Annotated in this window: 12 protein-coding genes; 6 read left to right on the top strand and 6 right to left on the bottom strand. The window is 60.3% G+C overall.

Annotated elements, in window-relative coordinates:
• The first annotated feature begins 7 nt into the window (after window positions 1-7).
• From AC2A6O_RS19660 to AC2A6O_RS19650, 3 genes are read left to right on the top strand one after another with little or no spacing between them, the layout of a single operon-like run.
• Window positions 8-1,489, top strand: a complete 1,482-nt coding sequence (locus tag AC2A6O_RS19660) for an FAD-linked oxidase C-terminal domain-containing protein (RefSeq protein WP_498930157.1) — start codon at window positions 8-10, stop codon at window positions 1,487-1,489.
• A gap of 9 nt (window positions 1,490-1,498) precedes the next feature.
• Complete coding sequence (gene glcE, locus AC2A6O_RS19655) at window positions 1,499-2,689, top strand: glycolate oxidase subunit GlcE (RefSeq protein WP_498929596.1); 1,191 nt, start codon at window positions 1,499-1,501, stop codon at window positions 2,687-2,689.
• Window positions 2,690-2,732: 43 nt separating this feature from the next.
• Window positions 2,733-3,092, top strand: coding sequence for a DUF4870 family protein (locus AC2A6O_RS19650; protein WP_148585283.1), 360 nt, complete (start codon window positions 2,733-2,735; stop codon window positions 3,090-3,092).
• 73 nt (window positions 3,093-3,165) lie between these two features.
• On the opposite strand, the gene AC2A6O_RS19645 is transcribed toward AC2A6O_RS19650, so the two are convergent.
• Complete coding sequence (locus AC2A6O_RS19645) at window positions 3,166-3,795, bottom strand: hypothetical protein (RefSeq protein ID WP_498929594.1); 630 nt, start codon at window positions 3,793-3,795, stop codon at window positions 3,166-3,168.
• 270 nt (window positions 3,796-4,065) lie between these two features.
• Between AC2A6O_RS19645 and glcF the strand changes: the two genes are divergently transcribed.
• Window positions 4,066-5,403: a glycolate oxidase subunit GlcF gene (gene glcF / locus AC2A6O_RS19640; protein ID WP_498929592.1), complete on the top strand. Its 1,338-nt coding sequence runs from the start codon at window positions 4,066-4,068 to the stop codon at window positions 5,401-5,403.
• 58 nt (window positions 5,404-5,461) lie between these two features.
• On the opposite strand, the gene clcA is transcribed toward glcF, so the two are convergent.
• From clcA to AC2A6O_RS19625, 3 genes are all read right to left on the bottom strand, one after another.
• Window positions 5,462-6,823, bottom strand: coding sequence for a H(+)/Cl(-) exchange transporter ClcA (gene clcA, locus AC2A6O_RS19635; RefSeq protein ID WP_148585280.1), 1,362 nt, complete (start codon window positions 6,821-6,823; stop codon window positions 5,462-5,464).
• Window positions 6,824-6,978: 155 nt separating this feature from the next.
• A complete protein-coding gene (locus tag AC2A6O_RS19630; protein ID WP_498930155.1) occupies window positions 6,979-7,743 on the bottom strand; it encodes a L,D-transpeptidase in 765 nt (254 codons plus the stop codon).
• A 251-nt stretch (window positions 7,744-7,994) separates the two neighbouring features.
• The gene (locus tag AC2A6O_RS19625; RefSeq protein WP_148585279.1) at window positions 7,995-8,720 is read right to left on the bottom strand and encodes a DUF2927 domain-containing protein; all 726 of its coding nucleotides are present in this window, start codon (window positions 8,718-8,720) and stop codon (window positions 7,995-7,997) included.
• A gap of 295 nt (window positions 8,721-9,015) precedes the next feature.
• Between AC2A6O_RS19625 and AC2A6O_RS19620 the strand changes: the two genes are divergently transcribed.
• A complete protein-coding gene (locus AC2A6O_RS19620) occupies window positions 9,016-9,720 on the top strand; it encodes a protein phosphatase CheZ (protein WP_209001212.1) in 705 nt (234 codons plus the stop codon).
• 143 nt (window positions 9,721-9,863) lie between these two features.
• Complete coding sequence (locus tag AC2A6O_RS19615; RefSeq protein ID WP_498929589.1) at window positions 9,864-10,544, top strand: DNA-3-methyladenine glycosylase I; 681 nt, start codon at window positions 9,864-9,866, stop codon at window positions 10,542-10,544.
• A gap of 315 nt (window positions 10,545-10,859) precedes the next feature.
• Here the strand turns inward: AC2A6O_RS19615 and hisG are convergent, their stop codons facing one another.
• Window positions 10,860-11,828: an ATP phosphoribosyltransferase gene (hisG, locus tag AC2A6O_RS19610; RefSeq protein WP_148585276.1), complete on the bottom strand. Its 969-nt coding sequence runs from the start codon at window positions 11,826-11,828 to the stop codon at window positions 10,860-10,862.
• Entirely contained in the window at window positions 11,825-12,979 is a 1,155-nt protein-coding gene (locus AC2A6O_RS19605) for an ATP phosphoribosyltransferase regulatory subunit (protein ID WP_498929587.1), read from the bottom strand. The genes hisG and AC2A6O_RS19605 overlap by 4 nt, the downstream gene beginning before the upstream one ends.

Here is a 12,979-nt window from a genome sequence, read left to right as displayed (position 1 = left end):
CATTGCGATGCCCGCGCCCGATCAAGCCGTTTTGGCCCGCCGCCAGGAAATCCTGAGCGCGCTTCAGGCGATCGTGCCCGGAGAAGGGGTGATCCATGACGAACGCGAGATGCGCGCCTATGAGACGGATGCGCTGACGGCCTACCGCCAATTGCCGCTGATTGTGGTTTTGCCGGAAACGGTCGAGCAGGTCTCCAGGGTCCTGAAATATTGTCACGATAATGATGTGAAGGTTGTTCCGCGCGGCGCGGGCACATCTCTCTCCGGCGGTGCGCTTCCTCTGGAAGACGGTGTTCTGCTGTCGATGATGAAGTTCAACCGCGTGCTTGATATCGACTATCAGAACCGGGCCGTCGTTGTTCAGCCCGGCGTTACCAATCTGGGCATCACGCGCGCGGTCGAGCACGAAGGCTTCTACTACGCGCCCGATCCCTCGTCGCAGATCGCCTGTTCCATCGGAGGCAACATCGCGGAGAACTCCGGTGGCGTGCACTGCCTGAAATATGGCCTGACCACCAACAACGTCCTTGGGCTTGAAATGGTGCTTGTCACCGGTGAGGTCATCCGCCTCGGCGGCAAGCATCTGGACAGCGAAGGCTATGACCTCCTGGCCCTGATGACAGGATCGGAAGGTCTGCTCGGAGTCGTGACCGAAGTGACTGTCCGGATCCTGCAAAAGCCCGAGACCGCACGGGCGCTTCTGATCGGCTTTCCCACCAGCGAGGATGGTGGCCGCTGCGTGGCCGACATCATTGCCGCCGGCATCATCCCGGGCGGCATGGAAATGATGGACAAGCCTGCCATTCACGCGGCAGAAGATTTCGTCAATGCGGGCTATCCGCGCGATGTCGAGGCCTTGCTGATCGTCGAACTGGACGGTCCGGAAGGCGAGGTGAACTACCTGATCGAACGGGTGGAAGAAATCGCCAACGCCAATCGGGCCAGCCATGTGCGCATTTCCCAGAGCGAGGAAGAGCGCATGACCTTCTGGGCCGGCCGCAAGGCCGCGTTCCCGGCGGTGGGCCGCATTTCGCCGGACTATCTTTGCATGGACGGCACCATACCGCGCCGCGAACTGCCGAAGGTCCTCGCCCGTATGCGCGAACTGTCCGTAAAACACGGGCTTGCCGTCGCCAATGTCTTTCATGCCGGTGACGGCAACCTGCACCCCCTGATCCTTTACGATGCCAACAAACCCGGTGAACTGGATGCAGCCGAGGCATTCGGAGCGGATATCCTGCGGCTGTGTGTCGAGGTCGGCGGCGTTCTGACCGGAGAGCATGGGGTCGGCATCGAAAAGCGCGATCTGATGACGGATATGTTCACCGAAGCGGATCTGAAGCAGCAGCAGCGTGTCAAATGCGCCTTCGACCAGAAGCATCTCCTTAATCCGGGCAAGGTCTTTCCGGTGCTGCACCGCTGTGCGGAATTGGGCAAGATGCACGTTCACAAGGGGCAGCTGCCCTTTCCAGACATTCCGCGGTTTTGAGGGCAGAGCATGGACGCGACACTGAAACCGCAAACCACCGAAGACGTGGAAAAGGTGGTGGCCTGGGCCGCCGCCGAAGATCAGCCTCTGGAAATCATCGGTCAGGGCACGAAGCGGGCGCTCGGACGCCCTGTCCAGGCCGCTCATGTTCTGGATATTTCCGGACTGACCGGTATCGAGAGTTATGAACCGGCGGAGTTGGTGCTGACAGTAAAGGCCGGCACGCCGATTGCCGAGGTCGAGAAGCTGGTCGATGACAACGGCCAGGAACTGTCTTTCGAACCGATGGATCTCGGGCCGCTTCTGGGGAGCGCTCCGGCGCAGGGCACGATCGGCGGTGTGCTGGCGGCAAACCTCTCCGGACCCCGCCGGATCAAGGCCGGTGCCGCTCGCGATCATGTGCTTGGCATGGAAGCAGTGTCCGGGCGTGGAGAAGTGTTCAACTCCGGCGGCAAGGTGGTGAAGAACGTTACCGGTTACGACCTGCCGAGGGCCCTGTGTGGCGCTTACGGCACGCTTGCGGTTGCAACGACTGTCACGCTGAAGGTCAATCCCAAGCCGGAAACATCGGCAACATTCATGCTTTCCGGGCTCAATGACGACGACGGCATCAACGCGTTGTGCCAGGCCATGGGGTCGTCTGCGGAAATCTCGGGCGCGGCCCATCTGCCCGCGGGTGTGAATGGCGGCAGCAGCTCAACTGTGCTGCGCCTGGAAGGCTTCTCGACTTCGGTGGATTACCGCTACAAGACCCTGCAGGCACTGCTTGCAAGCTATGGTGCTCCGTCGCGGCTGGAGGCGGTGGAGACCGGCTCGCTCTGGCAGACGATCCGGGATGTCAAACCCTACGCCGGCGGTCAAACGCCTGTCTGGCGGATTTCCGTTGCGCCGACGGCAGGGCCGCAACTGGTTGCCAGCTTGAAGGAAACGTTCGAACTGCAGGCCTATTACGACTGGAGCGGTGGTCTCGTCTGGCTGTCCTGTCTGGACGGCAGCCTGCACGAGGCAGATATCAGAGCAGCGATCGACACTGTCGGCGGCGGTCATGCAACGCTTGTGCGGGCCGATGCGTCACAGCGCTCGAATGCTTCGGTGTTTCATCCGCAGCCCGCTCCGCTGGCAGCCTTGTCACGCCGCCTGAAGGAGCAATTCGACCCGAAAGGCATCCTAAATCCTGGAAAAATGGTCAGTGGCGTGTAGTGTGAAGGCATAATTTCACGCGCATTTCAAACGGGGTGCCTTCATGGATCAACAGTCCGAAGTTTCAGGTTACATGGAGCCCGGCGGCAAGAACGCCACGCTCGTCTATATTCTTTATCTGGCAAATATCATTGTTCCCTTCACCGCCATTGTCGGTGTCATCTTCGCTTACATCAATCGAGGCAAGGGATCTGCCTGGGTCGACAGCCACTACACCTACCAGATCCGCACTTTCTGGATCGGATTGCTCTATGGCATCGTCAGCGGTCTTCTGACCCTGGTGCTGATCGGCTTCCTGATGCTGATTGCCGTGCTGATCTGGATGATCGTTCGCTGCATCAAGGGGCTTCAGCTCGCAGGCCGCAACGAGCCTGTGCCGAACCCGGAAAGTTGGTTGTTCTGAGAATGGGACAAGGCCCGTCCGCGGTGCGCGGTACGGGCCTCGAACTTTCAGAAAAGGGTCTCCGCGGCGAATATCACTGCGCCGGCAGGCATTTCACCGTGACCTTGTAGGCGTAGCCATCACGCTGATTCGAGGTGTTTTTCCAGGACCACTTGTTCTTTTTGGCCTTGTTCTTCTTTGCCGCCACGGCGTCCAGCTCGAAATAGGCCTTGGCGGACACCGTCCAGGTCTTGCCGAGCGCGACAGACTTCTTCATGCCCCCCTTCAGCACCTTGTCCAGATTGAGCGAGCACGCCTGAACCGGATCCCAGCCCTGCCACTTCACCTTGGCCATCGGGATCACCGGCTTGTAGGAAAGGGAAACCGTGCGCTTGGTGCCTGCGCCGACATCGCGGTACTGGAAGCTCTTGCTCCACAGGGTGCCGTCCCCTTCGAAATACAGCACGTTCTTGAAAGAACCGACCTTCATGGCGACAATCCTCTCGCCACTCGTGGCCTTGGCCGAAAGGCGCAGCAGGAACCGGTGATTGCCGGACTTGATCTTGGTGTAATTGTAGGAGTTTGCCTTCACTTCGACGGGAATAACGTCGATGCCGTCGCGCTTGACTTCCACTTTCTCGATCCAGTCCTTGGCCATGGCACCTGTTGCAACACTGGCCAGAACAGCGGTCAGGACGGCGGTTTTTGAAATCGTCTTAATCATCAAATCAATTCCTTGTTTGGCATATCAATCGCCCACGCCTTGCACCTTAGGCAGCCGGGGTTGAACCGATCCTGAGCGCGCCATTTATTCTGGGTTCATGTTGCAGGGCCTGGTGTGCCGGGGCCGCCGAAAGTGGTGGGACGGAAAGTCCGCAGCGGCAAAACCGTTGTGCCTCAAAGGTGCCTTGTGCGGTTCTTCTTCTGACCGTACGATCCGCCTCGCTCGGAAGGAGAGGCCCGGTATGACGGGCCATTGAGGGATACGGGAGCAATGCAGACAAATTTCACCGCAGAACAGTTGAAAGACAGTCACGTCGCGGCGTCGGAGAAAATCCTGCGCAAATGCGTACACTGCGGTTTCTGCACTGCCACGTGCCCGACCTTCACACTGCTGGGGGACGAACTCGACAGCCCGAGAGGCCGGATCTACCTGATCAAGGATATGCTGGAGAACGACCGTCCGGCGGACAAAACCATCGTCAAGCATATCGACAGGTGCCTGTCGTGCCTTGCCTGCATGACCACTTGTCCCTCCGGCGTGCACTACATGCATCTGGTCGATCATGCGCGCACCCACATCGAGAAAACCTACAAGCGCCCGCTTGCCGACCGCCTGATGCGGTCGTTGCTCGCCTTCGTGCTGCCTCATCCCAAAAGGTTCCGTTTGGCTCTGATGGGCGCGTATTTCGGTCGGCCTTTCGCGGGTCTCCTGAAGAAGATGGGCGGCCCGCTCGCCAAGATGGGCGCGATGCTGGAACTGGCACCTGCCAAAGCACCAGGACGTGGTCAGCTCGAAGGGCCCGGAGTGTTTACGGCTGAAAGCCCCAGGCCCAAGGGGCGCGTTGCGCTCCTCAGCGGCTGCGCCCAGCCTGTGCTCAATCCCGGTATCAACGACGCGGCCATCCGGCTGTTGCGCCGCGCCGGATATGAGATTGTGCTGCCGAAGGGCGAGATCTGCTGCGGCGCGCTTGTTCATCACATGGGCAAGGAAGAGGCCTCCCTGGAGAACGCCCGCCAGAATGTCGATGTCTGGATGAAGGAAGCCGACGGGGAGGGGCTGGACGCCATTCTCATCACCGCCTCGGGCTGCGGCACCACCATCAAGGACTACGGCTTCATGCTGAGGGACGACCCGGCCTATGCCGAAAAGGCGGTCCGGGTGTCAGCTCTTGCGAAGGACATCACAGAGTTTCTGGCAGAAGTCGACCTGGGCGAGCCGCCGATGACGCCCGGCCTGACGGTTGCCTATCACTCGGCCTGCTCCATGCAGCATGGCCAGAAGATCACCCGTCAGCCGAAGGATCTCCTGAAGGCGGCCGGTTTTGTCGTCAAGGATGTTCCCGAGGGCCATCTTTGCTGCGGGTCGGCCGGCACCTACAACATTCTCCAGCCGGAGATCGCCCACCGTTTGCGCGACCGCAAGGTCGCCAACATCGAAAAGACCCGGCCGGATGTGATCGCAACAGGCAACATCGGCTGCATGACGCAGATCGGTCTTGGCACCGACATTCCGATCCTGCACACGGCCGAATTGCTCGACTGGGTTTATGGCGGCCCGCAGCCTGAGAGCCTGACGCCGGTGCTTCAGCAGCGCGTGGCGGCGGAGTAGCCAGGCTCAGGGGGCAGGGCAGGACGCCCCGCAACTTGCGGGGCGGAGCTGTGGCCTGTCACTTCTCGCGTGCACCCAGTTGAAGCGGTGTCTTGTCTTCGTCCGGCGGGTCGTCCACAGGCTGACCCGCCAGACGGAGCGTGCGTTCCAGCAGTTCTTCGTAGATGGGACGTCCGCCCATGTGGTGGGCCGCAAGCGACGCCGTGGTGCAGGTGATCAGCACCGGCATGATCAGCGAATAAGCGCCTGTCAGCTCCATGACCAGCACCACGCCGACGATCGGAGCACGCACCGAGGCGGCGAAAAAGCCGCCCATGGCAGCGACGGCGCATGCGCTGCGGAACTCATCTTCCACCGGCAACAGTTCGACTGACAAGACGCCGAAAGCAAGACCGGCACAGGTCGCGATCGACAGCATCGGGGCAAAGATGCCGCCGGGAACGCCGGATGCATAGGAAAAGAGAACTCCGCCGAAGCGCAGCAGTGTCAGCAACAGCAGCGTCACCACTCCATAATTCGTCAGAATGAGGTCGTGAACCAGCTCCTCCCCGCCCTTTGTTGCCGCCGGAAGAACGTTGAGCAGAAGGCCTGTCGCCGCCCCGATGAGAACGGCCGGCACCCAGCGCAGTCCGGAGGGGATCTTCAGGAAGAGATCCATGACCGTGATCAGCGCACGGTTGAAGAACACGCCGAGAGCCCCGAGGAGAAGGCCGAGAACCGCCAGCAGCGCAAAGCTCCAGACAGGCACGAAACCGACATCCACCTGCAGCGTCGGGCCGATGCCGGTCAGTTGTTCTGTGATGGCCGCACTCAGGATCGATGCGATGATTACGGCCATATACGTGCGATAGCCGAACGGAAACTGGCGGCGGGTTTCCTCGACGATAAACAGGATTGCCGCAAGCGGGGCGTTGAAGGCGGCTGCAAGTCCGGCTGCCGCACCGGCGGCCAGCAGCCCCTTGTGGTCATCTCCCGACAGGTCCTGCGAGCGCGACAGGGCCTCGGCGGTCATCGCCCCCATGTGGATGGTCGGGCCCTCCCGCCCGAGCACAAGCCCGGCTCCGAGTGCCAGCAGGCCACCAAAGAACTTGGCAATGAGAACGCGCGGCCAGTGAAGCGGCCGCTTGTCTTCCATTGCGCCTTCAATTTCCTGGATGCCGCTGCCGGCAGCTTCCGGGGCGATGCGCTTGACCAGCACATAGGCCCCCGTGACACAGGCGGCCGAGATGGCCATGGACACGACATACGGCAGGTACCCCGGACCAAGAGCCTTCCGAAGCGCCGTATAGTGGGCAAAGAGGAAGTCTAGCCCGGTATGAAATCCGGTCGCCAGGCTGCCGACCAGAATTCCGACAAGGGTGGCCTTCACAAAATAGGCGGCATCCGAACGAACCGAAAAGGAGGAGAATGGGTCTTTCATGCCGCGGTCCTGAAGGAGAATTCGAAGAAACGGGGGGCAGGCCGGCGATTCGACCCTTCGTGCCGTCACACTGCAAAGAAAAGCCGCGACTCGCAACAAAAACGCGCGGCAAGCCGCGCGTCAGTGTTTCGTTCACCGGAGGGCGATCAAGGCCGTCAGATGACATGCACCGTTGTGCCGACCTTCACCCGTTCGTAAAGATCCATGACATCCTCGTTGCGCATGCGGATGCACCCGGAGGAGACCGCGTGGCCAATGGTCCAGGGCTGGTTGGAACCGTGGATACGGTAGAGGGTGGATCCCAGATACATGGCGCGGGCGCCAAGCGGGTTTTGCGGTCCGCCGGCCATGAATGTGGGCAGGTCGGGACGGCGCTTGCGCATTTCCGCAGGCGGGCGCCAGTCCGGCCATTCCGCCTTGCGCGAAACCTTGTGGGTGCCCGCCCATTCGAAGCCGGGCTTGCCGACGCCGACGCCATAGCGCCGCGCGGTGCCATCGCGCTGCACCAGATAGAGGTACTTCGCATTGGTGTCGATCACGATCGTGCCGGCCTTGTACGGACCGTCGTAGTCAACGATGGTCGGCAGGAACTGCGGCGCGATCTGGCGGGACTGCGGTGCTTTCGCCTGACGTTGCTGCTGCTGGCGCACCGGTTGCTGACGGGGAGACCACCAGTTGGCACGGCGCACCCGTGGCTGTTGAACGCGTTGCTGGTAACGCTGCGTCGTCGCGCGCCGCTGCACCTTTGGCTGGAGCTGCAGCATCCAGGGTTCGGTCAGGTTCGGGCTGAGCACGAGCGGGGGCGGCGAGACCTGACCCGCGGTTGCCGGAGAGCCGGAAAAACCGGCAAGACCGGTTGAAAGAACAAGGACACCGGCAAAACCGAGAGCCTTGGGAAGCATATTGCGCAAGCGGAACATGGCAGCACTCATCAACTTGTTATCGACCACGTTCAGCGGCCTTTTACAGCCGCCGGTTAACGGATTGGCAACGATGATAAGCAGCTCAGGCTATTGCAAAGATGAATCCGATGCACGGAAATCAGGTAATCTTTTCTTATGGTTAGTCGTTGGTTGAGGAACAGGCTTAATGAAAACACAACCGCGCCAGCCGTCGCTGGAACAGCCTTTGCACGCCGTTTGAAAAGACAGTGCTTTCCACGATTCCTTGGTTAACGCACGCGCCGCCGGGCATCGCGTGCCACCAGCGGCAGGATGGGCCGGGTCTGCTGCATCGACATGCCCGGCTTGATGCGCGGATCGTAAAGCATGTTCAAAATGATCTGGTCGAACACGGTAAAACGGCTGTGGCGCGACGAATCGTTAAAGACCGAATGGGTGAGCTGCTCGTCGTCGTTCATCGGGCCCAGCCCCTGCAGAAGTTCCTCGACAAGACAGCGCTTGAACAGGAACTCGCCTTCGTCGGAAACAATGACGGCCGCCGAGCGCTTGATGCCGTTGCGGCCGGAAACGACACGCACAAGGCAACGGCCCGGAACCCGGGCACGATCGTTCTTGTATATGTCCTTCTTCACCACAGGCTCATACTGGGCCCGGTCGACCACATAGACCTCGAAATTCGCGGCCGCGGGATCGTTGGTGACTTTTGTGGTGATACCACCGACGCGCTTGCCGATTTCCCGGATGAACCTGTGAACGGTCTGCGTCCTGTCGCGGGCGGACAGGTTATGGACATAGAACAGGACCGGTTTGGTGAATTTCTTGACCAGATAGGGACGCCAGCTCCAGCTACGGTACTCAAGCCCGAACACCGTCTTTTCAAAACCCGCGAGAAGCTCTTCCGTAGAAAAGGAATCGTTCGCAGACGAAGCGGAACTGAAAGTGACGGGACCTGTAAGAAGCAGCAGACAGATGACGAGGAAGCGCACGAAATTCATCTAGGTCAAAGCACCGTTGGCAGCCACACTGGCCTGAGGGTCATGCCTGTTCATGCGCGCTCAGTTCGTTGTTAACGAGGGCAGGATACCCAAAGCGTCTCCGTGAGGAAAGCCAAGAAACCGTTACCAAACACCAAATGATGTCATTAAGGCTGCCAAGCTTTGGAAAAACAATTCTTTAAACTTCCCGCGCTATAAGGACGATATTGCGATTTACGAAAGCCTGCAGGGGCGGGAAACGGGAGTAGGCATGGCCGCGGTGAAAAGATCCTTTCGAGCGGAAAGCTTGATACGCATGAATTCCGGGGCGAATGAAAACCCCGCCTATGCAGAAGAACGTCGTCACCAGGAAGTTCTCGCGGAAATAGCCAGCCTCAAATCCATGATGAGGAATGGCCCGGACACGTCGGCGCAGCTTGATCCGGAAGAGATGAGTGCGAAGTTCATGGCCGAGTTCCGCAAGGAGCTGTCAGAGGCCGCCAAGCTGAAGGTCGAGCTGGACGCCATCTATGAGGCAATCGCGCAGACGAAGCGTGAGATTGCCACCCTGCATCAAACCACCGGTGCCAAAGGTGAAGAGATGACCCGGGTCACCAACGAGCTTGATGCCGTTGTGCTCGGAACGGAAGGGGCGACCGAAACAATTCTCTCGTCTGCCGAATTTATCGATGAAACGGCCAATACGTTGTCGGCGCGTCTCGGCAAGGAAGATTCCGAACTTGCCAACGATATCCGGGACAAGGTGATCCATATCTTCGAAGCCTGTAACTTCCAGGATCTGACCGGTCAGCGGATCACCAAAGTGGTCTCGACGCTGCGGTTCGTCGAAGACCGTATCACGCAGATGATGGATATCTGGGGCGGCATCGAAACCTTCAAGGATATTGAAGTTGAAGAGCGGGAACGGAAGGAGGGCGATGCTGCATTGCTCAACGGTCCGGCGCTCGAAAGCGATGTCGATGTGGCGACGCAGGACGATATCGACGCCCTGTTCGCCTGACCCAATTCTCCTGCCTCCAGTTACGAAACCCGGCCTCTCTGGCCGGGTTTTTGTTTTTCAAGGGACAGCTCACATTTCGGGTTGCCTCAAGGTAATGGGGAGGATACCAAGATGGGAACAAATGGTGAATATCAAGGTGGCGCATGGCAGATCGGAAACCAGCAGAAACGACCAAACCGGAACGCGACCCGGTCACAGGCCTGCTGTTGGGTGAGGACGGCAGGAACCGTTGCTGGTGGCACGGCGGGCTGGCGGACTACCAGCAGTATCACGATACGGAATGGGGCTGGCCGGTTGACGAGGACAGGCGTCTTTTTGAGAAAATCTGCCTGGAAGGGTTCCAGTCAGGCCTGTCCTGGCTGACCATCCTGCGCAAGCGCGACGCCTTCCGGGCAGCTTTCGCCAATTTCGAGTTTGAACGGGTGGCAGAGTTTACCGAGGCGGATGTCGAACGCTGTCTGCAGGACAGCGGTATCGTTCGCCATCGCCGCAAGATCGAATCCACCATCAACAACGCGCAGCGGGCCCTGGAACTGCGCCAGGAATTCGGGTCTCTCGCAGCCTATTTCTGGTCGTTCGAACCAAAACCGGCGGATCGTCCGCAAAAACTGGATTTCGCTACAGCCAAAACCCTCGGCAAGACAGCCGAAAGCACGGCGCTTTCCAAGGACCTGAAAAAACGTGGCTGGAGTTTTGTCGGTCCGACAACTGTTTATGCCTTCATGCAATCCATGGGCATGGTCAACGACCACCTGGAAGGCTGCTGCTGCCGGGAAAGCGTCGAAGCGGCACGCACGGCGTTCAAGCGTCCGATACCGCGCTGAAGGCCCTCAGGTCTTGAAGAGTTGAAAGGCCTAATTTCCAACCCCTATCCACGAACGCTTCGGTTCGTTCTCCCGTGAGAAGCAGGGGCTCAGGCGGTTCAGCCGACTGTGATTCTTGCCATTTCGTCTTCATTTACGAGGCCACACACTCGCGACCCTCGGCAGGAGACGCAGGGCTGTGAACTGGCGCCGCAGGGTTCCCTTCCCCCCTGTGGGGAAGGGTTAGGGAAGGGGGTATTCGGCGAAGCCGAAAAAACTCCAGACTCTAGCAACGCCCGCAATGAAATCACGCGGCTCGCAAACGCTGCGGCGTGCTTACGCGCCCACCTTTGCCTTCAACGGAGAAAACAGCCGGTTCTCCTTGGAAAAGATGTAGTCGAGCGTTTCGACGGTAACCGTCTCCGCGCCTTCCTCGATCAACAGCTGGGCACAATCGGCAACGGCATCCTTGGGGCACAGAACGCTGACATGATGCAGGTCGTCGACCTCGGAAAAGCGCTGCTGAGCTCCCACATTGCTGACACTCCGAAGCGCCTGTGTGCGGTCGGCGACGACGGCTTTCACCAGCTTGACGTTGCGCGCAGCATCTTCCGCAGCCACACGGTCGAGGATTGCCCGCGCAGCGCCAAGAGCCTCAGTGGACCAGTCCGCGTTGAGCGATGCCACGAGATTGGCCTGGCTTTTCAGCATCACCCCATCGGTCAGGATCTTCAGGTTGTTGGCCTGCAGTGTCGAGCCAGTGGTGGTGATGTCGACAATCAGTTCAGCGGACCCCGTTGCCGGTGCGCCTTCGGTCGCGCCTGCGCTTTCCACAATGCGGTAATCGGCAATGCCGTGACCGGCGAAGAACGAGCGGGTGAGATTGACGTATTTGGTCGCAACACGCAGGCGACGGCCATGACGGTTGCGGAAATCCGAAGCGACATCGGAAAGATCCGCCATCGTCTCAACGTCGATCCACGCCTTCGGGACGGCAACCACCACATCCGCCGGGCCGAAGCCGAGCGGGGTGACGATGTGAACCGTGCTGTCCGGATTGGCAATGTTCTCATGCACCAGGTCCAGGCCAGTGATGCCGAAATGAACCGTGCCGTCGGATAGTTCGCGAGCGATTTCGGAAGCCGACAGGAACGCGATTTCCACATTCGGCAGACCCTTGATGGCGCCGCGATAGTTCCGCGCGCCGCCGGGCTGCACCACCTTCAGGCCCGCGCGGCCAAAGAACTCGTGCGTGTTTTCCTGCAGACGGCCCTTGGAGGGGATGGCGATAATCAGTTTGCTCATGACTTAACACTCGCTGCAATCCGGTCCAGCCACATGGAAAAGCCGATGGCCGGTACGTCGTCTTCAGCCCCCAGAAGCGTCACCAGCTTGTCATAGCGCCCGCCGCCAACCAGCGGACCTCTCACCGGCGGATTGACCGCGTGAATTTCGAAGACAAAGCCGGAATAATAATCGAGGCGGCGGCCGAACTCGGCCGCGAAAGTGAGCCGCGCAGGATCAATGCCCTTGGCATCAAGCGCCGTAAGGCGTTGTTCGAAGGCGGCAATCGGTGTGTCCAGGCCAAGGCCGAAGTCGCTGGAAAAACCGCGCAGCACATCGGCCGCGCTGGCGCCATCCGCCTTCAGGGCCAGATAGGCCGACAGTATTTCCGCTGCCTTGTCGTGGCCGCGTGCACCGCTCGCAAGGGCCGCCTGTTCCAGAAACCGGTCGGCGATTTCGCTGGGGGTACGTCCGCCGACAGCTGAAATTCCGGCAATCGACAGCAGATCCTCAACCACGGCATGAGCCGCTTCAGGGTCAGCCCCTTCCAGCGCTGACAGGAAGCCGAGACGGACATCGCGGCTGTCGTCGTCGGAGGCAGACCCTCCGGCCATCCGGGAGATGGCTGCGGTCAGCCGGTCTGTCTCCCCGAAGAGATCGCGCAGGCGGCGGCGCCAGACGGTCGGCAGGTCAAGACCTTCCAGCACGGCGGCAAACAGGGTTTCATCACCAATGCGGATCACGATGTCCGACAGGCCGAATTCTTCCAGAGCCTTGACGGAGAGAGCAAGAAGGTCTGCATCCGCTTCTGCTGTGTCCGTGCGGCCGAGGCTTTCCGCGCCGAGCTGCGGGATTTCCCCCAGGCCGTCCGGGCGCTGGCGGAACACCGGGCCGTTGTAACAATAGGCGGTCGGAAGCTTGACGGTGTCCTGCGCCAGATGGTGACGGCAAACCGGAATGGTGAAGTCGGGGCGCAGGCACAGGTCGAGCCCGTCGGTACCGCTGGTCAGATAGAGCCGGCGACGGATGTCCTCGCCGGTCAGGTCCAGAAAGACGTCCGCCGGCTGGAGGATCGGCGGGCTGACTTCGTCATGGCCCGCAGCCTTGAACAGGCCGAGTACCGTCTCGATCTTTTCCGGGTCCAGTCCGGTCACCTGTGCCGCCCCGCTCAT

The sequence above is a fragment of the Labrenzia sp. ATLA3 genome, assembly GCF_057180185.1.
Note: the sequence above shows the minus strand (reverse complement) of the source record. Positions and strands in the feature narration are given on the sequence as shown.